Source organism: Sphingomonas sp. STIS6.2 (genome assembly GCF_000732685.2).
Lineage (GTDB): Bacteria > Pseudomonadota > Alphaproteobacteria > Sphingomonadales > Sphingomonadaceae > Sphingomonas > Sphingomonas aerolata.
This window is the reverse complement of the sequence record NZ_JPDP02000106.1, coordinates 1-304: the sequence shown is the minus strand read 5'-3', so window position 1 is coordinate 304 and position 304 is coordinate 1.

The window sequence follows — 304 nt, the reverse complement described above, 5'->3', positions numbered from 1 at the left end:
CCATATTTCGCATGACCCTGCCGCGAGCTTAGCGTTTCGAACAACATGTACCACCAGCACATTGCGCAACAGATCTGACCCAATTCTGGACGTTCAGCGCGCCTTGGCTGCTTGCCGAAACCGGACTTTTGTTTAGGTTCCATCATTGCCCGGTGTGATCACCCGCCTCATTGTCGTTCGGATTAACTTCGCCGGCAGAAAAGACCGGCATCATGACCGACCTGCTGCACTGGTTCTGCACATTTTCTCCCTCAGGACTCCCGATAGCCGCGATCATCCTTCCATACCCTCCCCTTAGATCAAC